This is a genomic window from Synechococcus sp. CCAP 1479/9 (assembly GCF_019038535.1).
Classification (GTDB): domain Bacteria; phylum Cyanobacteriota; class Cyanobacteriia; order PCC-6307; family Cyanobiaceae; genus Cyanobium.
In genome coordinates this window covers 113,449-130,224 of the sequence record NZ_JAFKRK010000005.1, presented here as the reverse complement: position 1 = coordinate 130,224, position 16,776 = coordinate 113,449, and the positions used below count along the sequence as shown (strand labels likewise).

Genomic DNA, 16,776 nt, shown 5'->3' with positions numbered 1-16,776 from the left:
GATTCATCGCCCGTAGCGTCAGGCCATCAATCGTGACGAAGCCGCCGTGACCCCGAGCCCCAGCCCCCGCTCCGGCAGCGAACTCACCTCCCAGCTCGCCGTGGCCAGTCTCGGTGCCGGCGTGATCACCACCCTGGCGGTGGCCCAGGGCCAGAGCCCCCTGACGGCCCTCGGCATCACCCTGTTCTCGGCCGTGGCGGCCGTGGTGGTGGGCCAGGTGATCTCCAGCAATTGATGGATCTGAAGGTGTGATCCAAACGGCAAGGACTTCCGTTTTTTCCCATTAGGCTTCCGGCGATCAACCGGATGCGGGCATGGGTACCGTTCTGCCATGGCTTGGTCTGGCGGCTGCCTTCACGGCGCTGCTGCAGCCCCTGCCCGCCCAGGCACGCATCGCCAGGCTTGAGCGCCTCTTTGTGGTGGGCGACAGCGTCCTGGACGGTGGCAACGCCGGCCTGAGAACCCAGCTGCAGTCAGGTGGCTCGCTGGTCTTCCCGCCACCGCCCTATGCCGATGGACGGTTCAGCAATGGACCGACGGCGGTGGAAGTTCTTTGGAATCGCTTCCATCCGCGCGATCCTTTCTTCAGTGCCGGCAACCCGCTGGCCCCCTTCCGGCCCTCTCTGGCGGGGGGCACCAACTACGCCATCGGCGGGGCCACCACGGGCGTGGCCAACAACAACGGGGTGTCGCCGGTCCTCGGCCCGGTGATCCCTGGCTTCTTTGAGAATCTCGGCAATGCCTGGCAGCGGAATGCCTTCATGGCCGCAGCACCGGCCTTCAATCCGGCCAGATCCTTGTTCGTGATCCAGCTGTTTCCCAATGACGTTCTCTATACCCAGACCACCGCTGCGTTGACCCAGTCCCCGGGATTGCTGGCCGGCAGTTTCGACGGAGCCCTCCAACCTGGGCCCCCGACGATTCAGGCCCCGCCACCATCTGTCCAGGCGCAGGTGTTTCAACAGATCATCAGCAACGCCGTCAACAACGTCGTGGCGACGGCCGTTGACTTCCATCAGCGGGGGGCCCGCAACATCCTGGTCTTCAACTCCCCTGACCTGGGACGCCTGCCGGGGGCAGGCCCTCCGGGCGGGCCTCAATCACAGATCCTCAGCCGCTTTTCCAACGTCTTCAATGCCTCGATCGAAAGCGCCCTGGACCAGGTGCGCCCGACCCTGGCCGGATCCAGCCTGATGCTGTTCGACTTCCACGGCCTGTCCAACCGGATCTACGGCGATCCAGGCGCCTTTGGCCTGGATGACTCCCTGGAGCCCTGCATCCGCGATGTCGCCTGCCTGAGCGATCCCCAGACGGCCGCCCGGCGCCTCTTCTGGGACGATCTCCATCCCACCACGGCCTTCCATCAGCGCATCGGGCAGGCACTCCACGGCGAGGTGGTCGCCCAGGTTCCTGCCCCGCTGCCTGTCGTCGGCCTCGGCGTGGCCTTCGGCTGCAGCCGCCGGTTGCGCCGACGGATCAACCGCCGCAAGCGTTCGGGCCTCGGGGCGTTGCGCTGATCCGCAAGCCGTATCGAAGCGCGCTGCTGCCGGCCGGTGGGATCCCACTGCCATGCTGCGTTAACGCCACCCAAAGCCCCCTTGAGCACCGACCTTGGGCCTCAACTCGGGCCACGCCCGGAGGCCAGCGCCCCAGTTCCCCTGCGGGATCTGATGCCCGCCCTGGCCAACAAGACGTACTTCAATTACGGCGGCCAGGGCCCCCTGCCCTCGCCGTCGCTGGCGGCGATCAGCGAAGCCTTCGCCACCATCCAGGAGCTGGGTCCGTTCAGCGACAACGTCTGGCCCTACGTGAACCGCACGGTCTCGGGGCTGCGGCAGCGGCTGGCGGCCTGGTTCGGCGTGGCGCCGGAGCGGGTGGCCTTCACCGAGAACGTCACCTCGGGGTGCGTGCTGCCCCTCTGGGGCCTGCCCTGGGAGCCGGGGGATGAGCTGCTGGTCGGCGATGCCGAGCACTACGGGGTGGTGGCTGCCCTCGAGGAGCTGGCCCGGCGCCACCGGCTGCGGATCACCTCCCTGGCGGTGGCCGATCTCACCGGTGAGGGGGACGCCACAGCTGCGGTGGTCGGCGAGCGGCTCGCGGCCGCCCTCACCTCCCGGACCCGGCTGGTGGTGCTCTCCCACCTGCTCTGGAACACCGGCCAGACGATGCCGATCGCGGCGGTGGCGGCCCAGCTGGCCGGCCATCCACGCCACCCCTGGCTACTGGTGGATGCGGCCCAGTCCCTGGGGAGCCTGCCGGTGGCCGAGGCGGCCGCCGCCGCCGACATCTATGCCTGCACCGGCCACAAGTGGTGCTGCGGCCCGGAAGGGCTCGGGGCGGTGGCGGTCTCCGAGCGGCTGCTGGAGGCGAGCAGCCCCACCCTCATCGGCTGGCGCACCCTGGAGCACGACGGCCCCGGCGCCGGCGGCTACCACCGCGACGCCCGCCGCTTCGAGGTGGCCACCTCCTGCACCCCCCTGTTCGCCGGGCTGGATCGCTCCTTGCAGCTGCTGGAGGCCGAAGGCGATGCCGACGCCCGGCTGGCGGAGATCCGGGCGCGCAGCGGCCAGCTGTGGGAAGGCCTGCAGCGGATTGGCGGGGTCCGCACCCTGCTGAATGTGCCACCGCCGGCGGGGCTGGTGAGCTTCACCCTGGCCGATGCCAGGGGAGAACCCCTGGAACCGGCGGCCGTCGTGAAGCGCCTGGGGGATCGGGGCACCTGGCTGCGAACCCTGGAATCCCCCCGCTGCGTGCGGGCCTGCACCCACCTGGTCAGCACGGCGGACGAGGTGGAGCGGCTGCTGGCCCAGCTGGCCGAGGGCTGACAGGCGGGGCCGTGGGACACACCGGCCCCAGCAGCGACTCAGTTGCCGCCCTGAGCCATGCCGACGGGAATCCTCGGCACAGGGAATCCATGCTTGCCAAGGACGTCCACGATCATGCGGTTGGTGTCGAAGTACACCTGCCAGTAGGTGTCCGTGTGGGTGTAGGGGCGCACCGCCAGCCGGGGGCCGCGCTCGCTGAACTCGAGCACCTCAATGTCAGCCGGGGTATTGGGATCCTGGTTGGGAACGGCCTTGATCCCTTCCTTCAGCAAAGCGATGGCCTTGGCCACGTCGGCGCTGTTATCGAGCTGGGCGACCAGATCAACCCGCCGGAAGGGGTGGGAGGAGAAGTTCTGGATCGTGTCGGAGAACAGCTTTCCGTTGGGGACGATGTTGCGGACGCAATCCATGGACTGGATGGAGGTGACGAACATGCCGATCTCCTCCACCGTTCCCGTGACCCCCCCGGCGGTGATGAAATCGCCGACACTGAAGGGACGGAAGACCTGCAGGAAGACCCCCGCCGCGAAGTTGCTGAGCATGCCGCTCCAGGCGGCGCCGATGGCCACACCGGCACCAGCCAGAAGGGCGGCGAAACTGGCGGTCTGAATGCCGAAGAAGCCAAGGATCGCGACAACCAGGATGACCCTGAGGACCGCCCCCAGAATGTTGATCAGATAGCCGATGACCGTGGGGTCAAGGGTGCCGGAGGACAGCCCCCTTTTGAGGATGCGCAGGGCAAATCGGATGCACCAGCCACCGGCAATCCAGAGGGCGACGGCACCGGCGAACTTGAACAGAAAGGGGATGACGACACTCGCCACCAGAGCCAGGTTTGTCGGCATCAGACCAGAGACGGCGCTCAATTCCGGATCAAGGTATCAACGCCGTTGCAGAGCGAGAGTGATTCCTCCGGAAATCTTCCGACATCCCACACCATCGATCCCCTTTCCCTGACAGGGCCCATCCCGGAGGCCGGGGGTAGGGCGCCGAGGGGAGGAGGCCGATCAGTGCTCCCCCGCCTCCAACAGATGGCGCTGCACCCAGCCCGCCAGGAGCGCGCCCACGATCGGGGCGAGCCAGAACAGCCACAGCTGACCGATGGCCTCACCCCCCACCCAGAGGGCCACACCGGTGCTGCGGGCCGGATTCACCGAGGTGTTCGTCACCGGGATGCTGATCAGGTGGATGAGCACCAGGGACAGGCCGATCGGGACCCCGGCGAAGTCCTTGATCGCGTCACGGTGGGTGGAGCCCAGGATCACCAGCAGGAAGAAGAAGGTCAGCAGCACCTCGATGATCAGGGCCGCCCAGAAGCCGTAGCCGCCCGGGGAATGGGCGCCGAAGCCGTTGGTGGCCAGGGGGTTGCTGCCGATCAGCTCAAACCCCTTGCGGCCGCTGGCGATGCCGTAGAGGAGCCCACCGGCCAGGATGCCGCCGAGCACCTGGGCGACGACGTAGGGCAGCAGGGCCGAGCTGGGGAAGCGGCCGCTGGCCCAGAGGCCGAAACTCACCGCGGGATTGATATGGCAGCCCGAGACGTGGCCGATGGCGTAGGCCATCGTGAGCAGGGTGAGGCCGAAGGCCAGCGCCACCCCCACGAATCCCAGCCCCAGCGGATTGGTATCCCCCTGGCCGTAGGGGAACACGGCCGCCAGGACCGCACTGCCGCAGCCTCCGAACACGAGCCAGAAGGTGCCGAGCAGTTCCGCCAGGAACCGCTTCGGCATGGGGACGGGAGCGCTCATGGCTGGGGATGGACTGAGGACGCCTCACTATCCCCCGCCGTCCCCCCTGCTCAACCCGCCGCGCGGGTCTGCAGAGCCCGGGCGGCCTCCTCCCGATCATCGAAATGCACCTTGGTGGTGCCGAGGATCTGGTAGTCCTCATGGCCTTTGCCGGCGATCAGCACCAGGTCCTCCGGCGCCGCCGCAGCGATGGCGGCGGCGATCGCCGCGGCCCGGTCCCCTTCCACCACCAGCTCGGTGCCGGCGGGGATCCCCGCCACCACGTCATCGAGAATCCGCTGGGGGTCCTCGGTGCGGGGGTTGTCGGAGGTCACCACCACCGCGTCGGCCAGGCGGGCGGCGATCGCCGCCATCAGGGGCCGCTTGGTGCGGTCCCGGTCACCGCCGCAGCCGAACACGCAGATCAGTCGCCCTTGGCTGAAGGGCCGGCAGGCGGCCAGGGCATTGGCGAGGCCGTCGGGGGTGTGGGCGTAATCCACCAGCACCGATGGCAGGGGAACCCCCGCCGGCCCGCCGACCCTCTCCATGCGCCCCGGCACACCCCGGAAGCTGGCCAGGCCGTCGAGCAGCGGCGGCAGGGCCAGACCCTGCTGCAGCAGGGCACCCACCGCCTCCAGCAGGTTCATCAGGTTGAAGCGTCCCACCAGGGGCGAGCGGAAGGCCCCGTCCCCGAGCGGGCTGTGCAGGCGGCCGCTCACCCCGTCGGCGCCCATCACCAGATCACTGATGTACAGCTCCACCGCCGGATCCTCCAGGGAACTGCGCCAGCAGGGGCCGGCGCCGGATCCCTGGTCGGCCGTCCCCAGCCGCCCGGCCAGGCGCGCCCCCCAGGGGTCATCGACGTTGACCACGGCGCCCCCGTCGAGCAGATCCGAGGCGAACAGCTGGGCCTTGGCCTCGAAGTAGGCCTCCATCGACGGGTGGTAGTCGAGGTGGTCCTGGGTGAGGTTGGTGAACACCGCCCCGGCGAAGCGGCAGCCGGCCACCCGCCGCTGATCGAGGGCGTGGGAGCTCACCTCCATGGCGGCGATGCTGCTGCCGGCCGCCACGGCCTGGGCCAGATCGGCCTGCAGCAGATCGGCGAAGGCGGTGGTGTGGGTGGCTGTGGCGCTGTAGCCCGGCCAGCGGTTCTGCAGGGTGCCGAACAGGGCGGACGGGTGGCCCGCCGCCGCCGCCAGATGCTCGATCAGGTAGGTGGTGGTGGTCTTTCCGTTCGTGCCGGTGACACCGATCAGGGCCAGACGCCGGCTGGGCTGGCCCCAGAATTCCGCCGCCAGCCGGCCGGCCCAGAGGGCCAGGGGGGGCTCCACCACCAGCACCGGATCGCCGGGGGCCGGGGGCTGGACGGCCGCCGCCGCCGGTCCGATCACCGCCGCCACCGCACCGGCGGCCAGCACCTCGGGCCAGAAGCTGCCGCCATCCACCGCCGTGCCGGGCAGCCCAACGAACAGGGTGCCGGGGCCGACGCGGCGGGAATCGCAGCTGACGCCGCTGACCACCGCCTGGGCCAGGGCGCCGGTGGGGTCGGGCAGCGGCGGCAGGCCCACCTGGTGCAGGAGCGGCTGAAGCAGCGGGGACATGGCGGCGCCGGCGGCGTCCGGCGGGACGAAGCTGGCGCCTGTCATAGCGTGGCCCTCAGCGGACCCCCTGCTTGATCAGCCAGGCCTGCAGCTGGGCTCCCGCCAGCCGGGGGGACACCCGGGGCAGCTCCCGCAGGGGGCCGTCGGCACCGGCCGCCACCGCCAGCACGGGCACGGACAGCCCATAGCGCCCCTGCAGGGCCGGATCGGTGTCCACGTCGATCAGCTGCAGGGGCTGGGGGGGGTCCAGGGCCCCCAGCTTCTCCTCCAGGCCTTCGCAGAGGCAGCAACCCTGGCGCGTGAACAGCAGCAGCTCCTGCATCAGTCCGGGACCGGGTCGCAGCCGCAGGGGGTGAAGGGATGGCAGCGGCAGACGCGCTTCACGGTCAGCCAGCCGCCGCGCCAGGGCCCGTGGCGGCCGATCGCCTCCAGCCCATAGGCGCTGCAGCTGGGGATGAAGCGGCAGCGGGGGCCGAGCAGGGGGGAGATCCAGCGCCGGTAGGCGCCGATCAGGGCCAGCAGCACCGCGGCCACGGCGGCGGAGAGGGGGGAGGCCGGAGCGGCTGGTAGGGCGCCCTGGAGGAGGCCGGGACCGTCGCCGCCTAGGGTGGGTGGTTGGCGCAGCACGCGCGGGCATCCGGGTTTCCCCAGCATGCCGCAAGCGTGAACCACGCCGTCCGGCCTCCGGGTCGCACCATCCACCTCCGTCACCTTCCCTTATGTCTCGCTACCGCGGCCCTCGCCTGAGGATCACGCGGCGCTTGGGGGACCTTCCCGGTCTCACCCGTAAGGCCGCTAAACGGTCTTATCCCCCCGGTCAGCACGGCCAAGCCCGTCGCAAGCGCTCCGAATACGCGATCCGTCTCGAAGAAAAGCAGAAACTGCGTTTCAACTACGGCATTTCCGAACGTCAGCTGGTGCGCTACGTGAAGAAAGCCCGTGCCCAGGAGGGTTCCACCGGAACCAACCTGCTCAAGCTGCTCGAGAACCGCCTCGACAACATCTGTTTCCGCCTCGGCCTCGGCCCCACCGTTCCCGGCGCCCGCCAGCTGGTGAACCATGGCCACGTCACCGTGAACGGCCGGGTGGTGGACATCCCCAGCTACCAGTGCAGGGCCGGCGACGTGGTCGCCATCCGCGAGCGCAAGTGCAGCAAGGCCCTGGCCGAAGCCAACCTGGCCTTCCCCGGCCTGGCCAACATCCCGCCCCACCTCGAGTTCGACAAGGCCAAGATGACCGCCAAGGTGGGCGGCCGCATCGAGCGCGAATGGGTCGCCCTCGAGATCAACGAACTGCTGGTGGTGGAGTTCTACAGCCGCAAGGTCTGAGCCGCTTCCCCATCCGAACCCTTTCCAGCCCCCGCCCACCAGCGGGGGCTTTTTGCGGCCTATGATCGCGAGCCATCAGAAAGAGAGCATGGACAAACGAATTGTCCTGGTCGCCAATCTTCCCTGTTCCGCAGGCACCTACCTCTTTCACTACATCGCCAAAGCCCTGGATGAGAACGCCTGGCTCACCGGCGAAACCAACCCTTTCTCCTACAATTCACCGACAACGTATTTCCCAGAAGATCCCTTGCATCGGGTTCGCGCCCTGGAGCTGTTCACCAGAGAAGAAGCCCTTCAGGAGTACAAACGACGACTTAACTTGCTCGTCGACAGGTTTCTCGCCAATCAGGAGGCTTCCGTCCTGATGATCCGCGACCACAGCTTTGGCGAAGGATGGAGATTCCGGCATTTCCCTGATGGATCAGCCGCGCCAAGTCTGGTTGAGATACTTGACGACCGCCAGATTCCCCATACCTGCTTTTTCACCCATCGCGACCCGTTCGACACATGGCTCGCCATGGGCCGCTCCTTCTCTTCGATGGCGAACGCCTTTGAACGCCTCGATGACTACGCAGACTTTTACTTCAACAGCTGGCTGGCCTGGAGCAACCACAGCCATCCGCTCATCAACCTGCACATCGAGACCCTCGCCCTGCATGAGCAGCGCGAAAGGGACCGGATCCGTTCCTCTGTGCTTGGCGACGCCGCCGCAACCCGCCTGGAAGCGGCGGAACATCCGATCCAGATTTCACGCGCCGAGATGGGCTCCGGGGCCAGTGGTCGCAAAGCCGAACGCCCACGGCTCATGAAGCGCCACCCCTTCACCACAGCGATCTTTCGTGAAGCCACGCACTCACAGTCGCTGCACAGATTGCGCGAGGCCCTGGGCTATGACGACCCCATCGCCTTGACGACGAAGACGAGAATCTCCTGCCTGATGCAGGATCTGAAGTCCGTCGCCCGTCGCCTCAAGCAGGGCGTCGCATCAGGCAGGCGCTGACTCCCGCGGCCGGCCGCCTCCACTGCCGCTAGGTATGGGCGCAGACGGCTTTGTTGTGGCGCCTGTGAAGCCATTCACGCCCGGGGCTTCGGCCCGGCCGGAGGCTCCCCCGATCCCCTGGAGCCTCGTCGGGGGTGTGGTGGCCCTGCAGGCCTGCCTGCAGCTGGGGTGGATCGTCTACAGCACCTACCAGCCCGTGCTGCTGCAGCGGTTCGGCTTCACCGACCTGCTGGCGGTCTTCGCCCTGCTGGGCGGTTTCCTCGGCCTGGTGGTCGAACCGATCAGCGGGGCCCTCTCCGATCGCCACGGCGACCAGGACCGCGGCCGGCTGCTGCCGATCACCGTCGCGGTGACCGTGGCCGGCCTGATCTTCCTCACCACGGCGGCCCTGCTGCGGCAGGGATCCCCCTGGTTCAGCCCAGGCCTGCCCTGGCTGATGGTGCTCTGGGTGGTGGCCGTGCAGTGGGCCTCCAGTCCCAATCTGGCCCAGCTGAACGAAGCGGTCCCGCTGCGCTCCCTGCCGCTGGCCGTGGCGGTTCTGACCGTGAGCCAGGGGCTGATCGGTGCTTTCTCCGGCGACCTGGCCCGCCTGGCCCTGCGGCTGGGCCCCGCCGCCACCTTCCTGCTGGGCGCTCTGGTGCTCGCCCTGGGCCTTGGGGTGCTGCGGTGGGGCCGGGCTTCTGCCTCCCTGCGCTTCCGCAACGGCCAGGGCCCCGGCGGCCGCCAACGGCTCGCCACCCCCCTCGGCCCCGCCGACCTGGTCCAGGCCGCCCTGCTGCTGGGCCTCGCCCTGGCGGTGGGCGGCCTGGGCCAGATCCTGCTCGACCTGCTCCCCCGCCTGGCCCGATCGGCTGCGCCCGGACCGGAAGCCTGGGGCCCGGGATCGGTGCTGCTGCTGTGCTCGGCGATCGGCGCGCCCCTCACCGCCCGGGCCGTGGGCCGATGGGGGCGGCTGCCCTCCCTGGCGGGGGGGATCCTGCTGCTGGCCGGGGTCCTGGTGGTGGGCCTCCTGCTGCCCCGGGGGCCCGGCCTGCCGCAGCTCGCCCTGCTCGGGGTGCTCCACAGCCTCGTGGTCACCAGCCTGACGGCCACCTCCCTGACGGTCCTGCCGATGGGACGCAGCGGGCTGGGAGCGGGGCTGGCGCTGGGGGGAACCGGACTCGCCGGCAGCCTCGTGCGGCTGGGATTCGGCGCGGCCGGGCCCGTCGGATCCGGACGGGTGCTGGTCCTGCTGGCGGCCAGCACCGTCACCGCCCTGGTGGGCTGCCTGCTGCTGGCGAGGCGGCATCGCCGGGGGGTGGCATGAGCGGCGGCTTCACCGATCACTTCGGCTCGGTGGCCGGGGCCTACGCCCACTACCGGCCCACCTATCCGGCGCCCCTGTTCGCCTGGCTGGCCGGGGTGACCCCCGCCCGCCAGCGGGCCTGGGACTGCGCCACCGGAACGGGCCAGGCCGCCATCGGCCTGGCCGCCCATTTCGCGGAGGTGGTGGCCACCGATGCCAGCGCCTCCCAGCTGGCCGCCGCCCGTCCCCATCCCGGTGTGCACTACCGGCTGGCGGCGGCGGAGAACTCCGGCCTGGAGGCGGGCAGCCTCGATCTGGTCACCGTGGCCCAGGCGGTGCACTGGTTCGATCGGCCCCGGTTCTTCAGTGAGGTGGAGCGGGTGCTGCGCCCAGGCGGTGTGCTGGCCGTCTGGAGCTACGGCATCCCCGCGCTGGAGGGGGAGGGGCCCGATAGGCTCCTGCGGCACTTCTACGCCGACATCGTCGGTCCCTACTGGCCCCCCGAGAAGGCGCTGGTGGAGAGCGGCTACCGCGACCTGGTGCTGCCCTTCGAGAGCCTGGAGGCCCCGCCCTTCGCCATGGAAGCCACCTGGACCCTGGAGCAGCTGCTCGGCTACTGCTCCAGCTGGTCGGCCACTGCCCGCTACCGGGCCGCCCTGGGCCACGATCCCCTGGAGCGACTGGCTCCGGGCCTGGCGGCCGCCTGGGGGGAGACAGCCGTGGGGCGGCGCATCCACTGGCCCCTGACCCTCAAGGCTGCGCGCCGGGGCCCGGCTCAGGCCAACGGGGCTGGGGCGGCAGCCTCCCCGGGCTGAGCGGCCGCTTCCCCAGGCTGAGCGGACAGGTCCTGGATCTGCCGGAGATAGCCGGCGTAGGTGGGGGATCCGGTGGCGGCGTAGTTCAGGTTGCGGTACAGACCCGTGAGTTGGGTGTAGTAATCCCGGGCGGCCTTCTTGTCGGTGAAGGCGCGGTCACGGTGCAGCAGATCGAAGACCAGGTCGAAGGAGGTCTTCTGGCGCTCCAGGGGCGTGGTGGAGTCGACGGCATCGAAGGCATCCTGCTGGAGATAGACCATGTCGAGGAACTGGGCCTTCTGGAAGACGACGAAATCCTCCAGGCTCACCCCCTCTTCCCCGGTCACCTGGATCATCTGGCTGACCCGGTCGCCCTCCTTGAGCAGGGCGTTCATGGCGGCGACGCGCCCCACCCAGTCCGGCGAGAGATGCTGGGAGAACCAGCCTTCGAGCTGCTGGAAATAGCGCGACCAGGAGAGCAGGATGTCGACGGCCGGATAGAAACGCTTGTAGGCCCGCTCCGCACTCAGACCCAGGAAGGCCTTCACCGTTCCCAGGGTGCACTGGGTGACCGGCTCCTCGAAGTTGCCCCCCGCCGGCGACACCGTGCCGATCATGGTGAGGCTGCCGACGGAGCCGTCGTTGGTGCGGATGATACCGGCCCGCTCGTAGACACTTTTGATCGAGGAATCGAGATAGGCGGGAAACGCCTCCTCACCAGGAATCTCCTCCAGACGTCCGGAGGTTTCGCGCATCGCCTGGGCCCAGCGGGAGGTGGAGTCGGCGATCAGCAGCACGTTGTAGCCCATCTGGCGGTAATACTCCCCCAGGGTGAGGCCGGTGTAGATGGAAGCCTCCCGGGCCGCCACCGGCATCGACGAGGTGTTGCAGATGATGATGGTGCGATCCATCAGCGAACCGCCGGTTTTTGGATCGGAAAGCTTGGGGAATTCGGTGATCGTTTCCACCACTTCTCCAGCGCGCTCCCCGCAGGCCACCACCAGCACGATGTCCACATCGGAGTGGCGCGAAATCAGGTTCTGGAGCACGGTCTTGCCGGCGCCGAAGGGCCCCGGAATGCAGCCGGTGCCGCCCCGGGCGATGGGCAGAAACGTGTCGATGATGCGCTGGGTGGTGATCATCGGCTCCTGGGGGTAGAGCCGCTCGCAGCGGTGGGCCTCCAGCAGCGCCTGGGGCAGGGGGCGGCGCACCGGCCATGGCTGCGTCAGCGTCAGCGACCGCGTCGCCCCGGAGGCCTCGGTGATCCGGGCCACGGCGGTGTCGATCGTGAAACTTCCCTGTTGGATCCAGTCCAGGGTGACGGTCCCCTGCTGGTCGAAGGGAACCATGATCTTGTGGATGAACCGGCCTTCCTGGACGGTGCCGATCACATCGCCGGCGTGGAGGGTGTCCCCGATCCGGGCCGCCGGCTGGAACGACCACTTCCTCTCGGTGTCCAGCGGCGAGACTTCAGCCCCCCGGGGCAGAAACGTGCCGTAGCCGGCGGCGAGCTGGGCCAGCGGATTCTGTAGCCCGTCATAGACCTGGCCCAGCAGACCGGGGCCAAGGGTGACGGAGAGCTGCTCGCCCGTCTGCTCGACCGGATCGCCGATGCCGACCCCCTTGGTGCTCTCGAACACCTGGGCATCGGCCAGGCGGCCCCGCACCCGCAGCACCTCGGCCTTCAGCTTTTCCTGGCGTTCGCCACCACGGTTCTGCAGGCAGAGATAGATCACCTCATTCTTGAGCAGGGGCCGTGGCTTCGCCTCGGCCATCTGGATCGTGACGAGATCATCCTGAACGGCCACAACGCTGGCGGGGTTGTAGTCAGGGAGAGACTCAATGTTGCTCTCAGGGCTGCTGTTCATTGAGATGCACCTGAAAAGAGTTCTTTGTGTTTTCCGAGCCCCGCATCCACCAGCTCACGAAAACGGGCGACGGCCGCTTCTCCTTTGTAGCATGACCAACGGCTGACCAGACTCCAGCGCGCCAGATAGATGATCAAGGCTTCAAAATCAAACTCATGGCCCGCGGAAAGGCGATTCAACATCGCCCAGACGACGGAGAACTGCAATTTCTCAAAGCCGATCAGGTCGTCCTTCTCCAACAGGTCGTGAGCCTGCCTGAGCCAGGGGAAGATCGCCTCCATTTGAAATGTCGGGGCACTCCAGTTGCGCTCGATCATTCCCACCCATTCACTGAAACCCCAGATCTCTCCGCTGGGCGGCTGGGCTTCGCCGTGGCGACGGCGGCGTAGGGCCGCCACGATCGTGCGCATGTCCAGGCGCTGCGTCACCAGGCTCCGCAGGGTGGGGTTGCGGTTGGAGGTCAGGAAGCCATGGGCCTCCTGGATGAACGCCGCATCACTGCGCTCCAGGGGCTGGGACGACCAGGCGATCAGATTGGCGATCTGCTCGAGGGTGTGGCGATCAGGGGCCTCCAGCAGTCCCAGCCGGTGTTCCAGCTTGAGCCTGGAAATCGGTGGCGTCGCGGCCTCAAACAGCGACCCCAGGGGCGGCAGGCTGGCCATCAGGACGACGTACTTCATCGGGCGCTCACTTCACCACCCCCTCCAGCAGGGCCCGGAACCGGGGCTGCAGGTGGGCCAGCAGGGTCTGGGCGATCGCCGCATCGGTCAGATCCAGCACCACATCCCGGTCGACCAGCTTCAGCTTCAGTCCGGCCTGGGGACCCTTCGAAACGCCGAAGCTGACCCCCTCCCGTAGCAGGCCCCGGGCGGTAAGGCGGACGAAACGGCTGAGGATGCCCTGCTCCAGCTCCTCGGGATGCTGGCTGAGTTCGGCCAGGCCGGCGATCCGCCGAGGCAGCAGCACCTCCACCTGCTGGGATTGGTCGGCTTCCGGGCGGAGCGTGCCGACGATCTCCAGGATCATCCGCTCCAGGATCTCCTGCTTCTCCTGCTCCTCCCCGACGAGCTGGCGCACCTCACCGGTGAAGCGGTCACTGAGCTGGGCCTTGAGGGCCAGGTTGGCGTCGCGGAAAGCCAGTTCCAGGGCCTGCTGCCCCGCGGTCTGGAGGGAGGCGGCCTCGGCCCTGGCCCGATCGACGATCTGCCGGGCCTGCTCCTCCGCCTGGGCCAGCAGGGCTGCGGCCTTGGCCTGGGCCTCCTTCAACAGAGCGTCGGCCTCCGTGCGGCCCTGCTCGACGCCCTGGTCCCGCAGGCGCGCGATCAGATCTTCCACGCCGGAGGCCACCGCCAGGGGCGTGTCATGCCGGAGCTTCTTCGGGTTGGCCATGGGAACTGCCCGGCTGGGGAGGAAGAACGGAGAAGGGAATGGACCGCGGAGAAAGGAAAGGAACCCAGGCGCCAGAGCGAGAGAGGCGCCGCAGAGGCCCTATTTGGGAATGCCCCCGGCCGCCACCAGGGCGAAGACGAAGGCAAAGACGGCGAAGCCCTCCACGATGGCGGCCGGCGCCAGGGACAGGCCGAAGATCTCGGGCTTGGCCTTGGACCCGGAAATGGCGGAGGCGCAGCACAGTCCCTGGTAGATCGCCGCCATCAGGAACGCCAGACCCGACAGCAGGCCGATGCCGAAAAGGCCACCGGAATTGGCCGGAGTCACCGGTCGGTTGAGGATGAACATCACGACGATGCCGTAGATCGACATCGAGGAAGGCAGCGCCGACAGACCGACGAAACGTCCGTAGCCGCTGCTGACCTCCATCATGGCGCCGATCGCCGCCTGCCCCGCCGTGGTGCAACCGATGGAGGCACCGATCGCCGCCAACGCCACCGGCGCATAGATACCGATCCAGCCAAGGACCAGAATGGATGTGTCGTTGTTCATAAGGCCGTCTCCTTTTTGCTGAAGGGTGCGAAGGGGTATCCTTCCTCGTCAAGGCTCCAGTTGAAGAACTCGATGAAGTTGAGCCGCAGACCGTGGACGAAGCCGCTGATGATGGCAAGCAACAGATTGATGCCATGACCCAGAAGCAGGATCAGCAGCGCAATGACGACCCCAAGGGGCACATCAGAGCGATAAACTTCAGCCGCCAGCTGATTGAACGTCAGGGCCAGAGAGGCACTGGCCAAGCCTAGGGCAAACAACCGCAGGTAACTCATCACGTCGCCGAAAAGTTTGGAGAGTTCCGCCAGTGAGGACAGCCCATCAAACAATCGCATCAGCAGAGAACCGAAGGAATCCAGGGGCCGCTCGCTGGTCAGCAACAGAATGGTGAGCAGGCCGCCGCTGCCGAGGCCCAGGCCCAGATCCCGGCCCACAGGCGTGCCCGCCCCCAGGTAGAGACTGAGGCCCGCAAGAATGATCGCGATCCAGCCGATGGGCTTGGCCCGCTCAGCGATCGAAACGCCACGGATCGCCACGATGGCATTGGCCAGAATCAGATGCAGGGCACCCACCACCAGCGAGACCTTCATCATCGAATCGAAATCGTCCAGGTTCAGCACATGGAGGTGGGCCAGAAGAGATTCGGGCGGGGGAGCCGCTCCGAAATAACTCCCGGCCAGCATTCCGTAGAGCAACGAGAACAGCAGACCGACCGCCGCCAGGACACGGAAGCGACGCGAGGATGGCCTGGACCCCATGCCTTTCCAGAAGACGGCAAGCAGCACACCCAGCACCAAGGCATAGCCCGCATCCGCCAGGATCATGGCGAAGAAGATGGCGAAGGAGAAGAACACCACCACCGACGGATCCCAGTCGCGATACCCCGGTGTTTCGTAGAACGTGACGAGATCTTCGCCGCCCGCCAGCACATCCGGATTCGTCATCAAGGTGGGAGGGGCGTCGTCTGAGGTCGGACTTTCCGCCCAGGTGGCCAGCCCCATTCCCTCGGCGAAGCAGGTGAGCCGGGGAAGCTCCTGGCGCGGCATCCAGCCCTGCACCTGAAAGACATGGCCCAGATCGGCGGTCTTCTGGCCGGCCTGGCCCAAGGCCACCTGTTCATCAGCCCGGACCAGGTGCCTGGAGAGCAGGAAGATCCAGCGGCTGAGGGCCACGTGCTCCGCTTCGATGTCATCGAGAGCGACATGGGCCTGGTCGAGTTCGGCCCTCAACGCCTCGGGAGACTCGGAACCCACATGGGCCCGCCCCACCGGCAGGAGGTTCTGGTCGGGCTCCTGTTCGGCGATGAGCACGACATAACCGTGCCGGGGGCTGGCGTGGACCCGCTGCCACGGCAGTGCCAGCCCATCGAGCGCCTGGTGGAAGGCCGCGAGCTTGCCGTGGGGGACCCGATAGAACCACAGCCGCTGGCCGCCGAGGTCCGCCAGTTCGGGCAGCCGGAAGTTCCCCCACGGGGCCAGTTCGGCGAGATGGTGGCGCAGGGCAAGAATTCTGTCCTCGGCAGCCCGCTTGCGGGAGCGGTTCTCCAGCGCCTTCGCCACCACGGCATCGAGCCGGAACGTGGGATCCACCTTCAACGGGTAGCGGCGCTGGCGCACATCCATCAGGTAGCGCAGGGCTTCGCGGGCCTCAACGGCCGGTTGGGACGAGGTGAAATCAGCCGGGGCCTCCGTTGGTCCCAGATCAATCAGATGCAGACATCCAAGGGCCTGCAGTCCTTCCAGCACAACCTGCTTCTGGGCCGCAAGACCGAAGACAGAAACCTTGGCGAGGGCAACGATCGTCATGGTGTCTGGCGCTCCTTCTTGCGTTTGGCAATCTTGGAATTGACCACACCCGCCCGTTCCGCATCCGCCAGATAAATCGAGATGTTGCGAATCGTCTTTTTGGCCCTTGGAATCAGCACCTTGTCAAACAAGTTATAGCGTTGTGTCACGATCCGCTCGGCCCGCTCAAGACGTTCGACGCGGCGATGGGCCACCTGGATGCGAATCGTCTGCTCCATGGCCTGCTGGAGAACAACCACCAGCGCGTCGACCCAGAACGGCTTGGTGAGCAGGCCATAGGGGCTGACCTTGAACGCAAGGCTCTGGAGGACCGGCAGCCGGGTACCCATCAGATTCTCTTCACCGATCTCCAGCGCGGCGATGGTCACCAGATTGGAGAGATCGATCGCCGTGTTGGCGACCATCGGCAGCCGGGCCGCCACGTCCGGCTCGAGCGCCGCCGCCTTCGCCAGGGCCTCGGCCAGCAGACGGCGGGCCTTCTCCCGTTCCGCGCCGATCTGGCGGCGCTTCATGTCCAGGGACGGCAGGACGTCCTGAAAGGTCCGTAGCAGGGACTTCTCCTTGGTCAGCGAAGCCTTGGTGAGCGAGAGCCTGGCCATGGG

The 16,776-nt window shown here is 67.8% G+C and carries 19 protein-coding genes; 8 read left to right on the top strand and 11 right to left on the bottom strand.

What is annotated here, in order from left to right:
- Window positions 1-46: 46 nt before the first annotated feature.
- The 3 genes from KUG38_RS02235 to KUG38_RS02225 all read left to right on the top strand — a co-directional run bounded on the left by KUG38_RS02235 (window position 47) and on the right by KUG38_RS02225 (window position 2,825).
- A complete protein-coding gene (locus tag KUG38_RS02235; protein ID WP_094585404.1) occupies window positions 47-235 on the top strand; it encodes a hypothetical protein in 189 nt (62 codons plus the stop codon).
- A 79-nt stretch (window positions 236-314) separates the two neighbouring features.
- Window positions 315-1,517, top strand: coding sequence for an SGNH/GDSL hydrolase family protein (locus KUG38_RS02230; RefSeq protein WP_216918842.1), 1,203 nt, complete (start codon window positions 315-317; stop codon window positions 1,515-1,517).
- 153 nt (window positions 1,518-1,670) lie between these two features.
- Window positions 1,671-2,825, top strand: a complete 1,155-nt coding sequence (locus KUG38_RS02225) for an aminotransferase class V-fold PLP-dependent enzyme (RefSeq protein WP_216918908.1) — start codon at window positions 1,671-1,673, stop codon at window positions 2,823-2,825.
- A 38-nt stretch (window positions 2,826-2,863) separates the two neighbouring features.
- Here the strand turns inward: KUG38_RS02225 and KUG38_RS02220 are convergent, their stop codons facing one another.
- The 5 genes from KUG38_RS02220 to yidD all read right to left on the bottom strand — a co-directional run bounded on the left by KUG38_RS02220 (window position 2,864) and on the right by yidD (window position 6,807).
- On the bottom strand, window positions 2,864-3,670 hold the full coding sequence (locus KUG38_RS02220) for a mechanosensitive ion channel family protein (RefSeq protein ID WP_216918841.1): 807 nt from the start codon (window positions 3,668-3,670) through the stop codon (window positions 2,864-2,866).
- Between the two features lie 162 nt (window positions 3,671-3,832).
- A complete protein-coding gene (aqpZ, locus tag KUG38_RS02215; protein WP_216918907.1) occupies window positions 3,833-4,555 on the bottom strand; it encodes an aquaporin Z in 723 nt (240 codons plus the stop codon).
- A 68-nt stretch (window positions 4,556-4,623) separates the two neighbouring features.
- Window positions 4,624-6,153, bottom strand: coding sequence for a UDP-N-acetylmuramoyl-L-alanyl-D-glutamate--2,6-diaminopimelate ligase (locus KUG38_RS02210; protein ID WP_216918840.1), 1,530 nt, complete (start codon window positions 6,151-6,153; stop codon window positions 4,624-4,626).
- A gap of 55 nt (window positions 6,154-6,208) precedes the next feature.
- The gene (locus tag KUG38_RS02205) at window positions 6,209-6,475 is read right to left on the bottom strand and encodes a glutaredoxin family protein (RefSeq protein ID WP_216918839.1); all 267 of its coding nucleotides are present in this window, start codon (window positions 6,473-6,475) and stop codon (window positions 6,209-6,211) included.
- The gene (gene yidD, locus KUG38_RS16850; RefSeq protein WP_286195541.1) at window positions 6,475-6,807 is read right to left on the bottom strand and encodes a membrane protein insertion efficiency factor YidD; all 333 of its coding nucleotides are present in this window, start codon (window positions 6,805-6,807) and stop codon (window positions 6,475-6,477) included. The genes KUG38_RS02205 and yidD overlap by 1 nt, the downstream gene beginning before the upstream one ends.
- 65 nt (window positions 6,808-6,872) lie before the next feature.
- Between yidD and rpsD the strand changes: the two genes are divergently transcribed.
- The 4 genes from rpsD to KUG38_RS02180 all read left to right on the top strand — a co-directional run bounded on the left by rpsD (window position 6,873) and on the right by KUG38_RS02180 (window position 10,581).
- A complete protein-coding gene (rpsD, locus tag KUG38_RS02195; RefSeq protein ID WP_094585400.1) occupies window positions 6,873-7,481 on the top strand; it encodes a 30S ribosomal protein S4 in 609 nt (202 codons plus the stop codon).
- A gap of 88 nt (window positions 7,482-7,569) precedes the next feature.
- Window positions 7,570-8,481: a hypothetical protein gene (locus KUG38_RS02190; protein ID WP_216918838.1), complete on the top strand. Its 912-nt coding sequence runs from the start codon at window positions 7,570-7,572 to the stop codon at window positions 8,479-8,481.
- Between the two features lie 64 nt (window positions 8,482-8,545).
- Window positions 8,546-9,787, top strand: a complete 1,242-nt coding sequence (locus KUG38_RS02185; RefSeq protein ID WP_216918837.1) for an MFS transporter — start codon at window positions 8,546-8,548, stop codon at window positions 9,785-9,787.
- Window positions 9,784-10,581, top strand: a complete 798-nt coding sequence (locus KUG38_RS02180) for a class I SAM-dependent methyltransferase (RefSeq protein ID WP_216918836.1) — start codon at window positions 9,784-9,786, stop codon at window positions 10,579-10,581. The genes KUG38_RS02185 and KUG38_RS02180 overlap by 4 nt, the downstream gene beginning before the upstream one ends.
- Here the strand turns inward: KUG38_RS02180 and KUG38_RS02175 are convergent.
- The 5 genes from KUG38_RS02175 to KUG38_RS16845 all read right to left on the bottom strand — a co-directional run bounded on the left by KUG38_RS02175 (window position 10,542) and on the right by KUG38_RS16845 (window position 15,475).
- Window positions 10,542-12,428 (bottom strand): V-type ATP synthase subunit A, encoded by a 1,887-nt coding sequence (locus KUG38_RS02175; protein WP_216918835.1) that lies wholly within the window; start codon window positions 12,426-12,428, stop codon window positions 10,542-10,544. The genes KUG38_RS02180 and KUG38_RS02175 overlap by 40 nt on opposite strands.
- Window positions 12,425-13,090 (bottom strand): DUF2764 family protein, encoded by a 666-nt coding sequence (locus KUG38_RS02170; RefSeq protein ID WP_286195540.1) that lies wholly within the window; start codon window positions 13,088-13,090, stop codon window positions 12,425-12,427. The genes KUG38_RS02175 and KUG38_RS02170 overlap by 4 nt, the downstream gene beginning before the upstream one ends.
- A gap of 25 nt (window positions 13,091-13,115) precedes the next feature.
- Window positions 13,116-13,817: a hypothetical protein gene (locus tag KUG38_RS02165; RefSeq protein ID WP_286195539.1), complete on the bottom strand. Its 702-nt coding sequence runs from the start codon at window positions 13,815-13,817 to the stop codon at window positions 13,116-13,118.
- Window positions 13,818-13,916: 99 nt separating this feature from the next.
- Window positions 13,917-14,369 carry an ATP synthase subunit C gene (locus tag KUG38_RS02160; protein WP_094585394.1) on the bottom strand — a complete coding sequence of 151 codons (453 nt, stop codon included), beginning with the start codon at window positions 14,367-14,369 and terminating at the stop codon, window positions 13,917-13,919.
- The gene (locus tag KUG38_RS16845; protein ID WP_286195538.1) at window positions 14,366-15,475 is read right to left on the bottom strand and encodes a V-type ATPase 116kDa subunit family protein; all 1,110 of its coding nucleotides are present in this window, start codon (window positions 15,473-15,475) and stop codon (window positions 14,366-14,368) included. The genes KUG38_RS02160 and KUG38_RS16845 overlap by 4 nt, the downstream gene beginning before the upstream one ends.
- Here KUG38_RS16845 and KUG38_RS16840 point away from each other — a divergent pair.
- Entirely contained in the window at window positions 15,437-16,249 is an 813-nt protein-coding gene (locus tag KUG38_RS16840) for a hypothetical protein (RefSeq protein WP_286195537.1), read from the top strand. The two genes, KUG38_RS16845 and KUG38_RS16840, sit on opposite strands and share 39 nt — an antisense overlap.
- On the opposite strand, the gene KUG38_RS02150 is transcribed toward KUG38_RS16840, so the two are convergent.
- Window positions 16,171-16,773 carry a V-type ATP synthase subunit D gene (locus tag KUG38_RS02150; protein WP_216918832.1) on the bottom strand — a complete coding sequence of 201 codons (603 nt, stop codon included), beginning with the start codon at window positions 16,771-16,773 and terminating at the stop codon, window positions 16,171-16,173. The two genes, KUG38_RS16840 and KUG38_RS02150, sit on opposite strands and share 79 nt — an antisense overlap.
- Window positions 16,774-16,776: the final 3 nt, after the last annotated feature.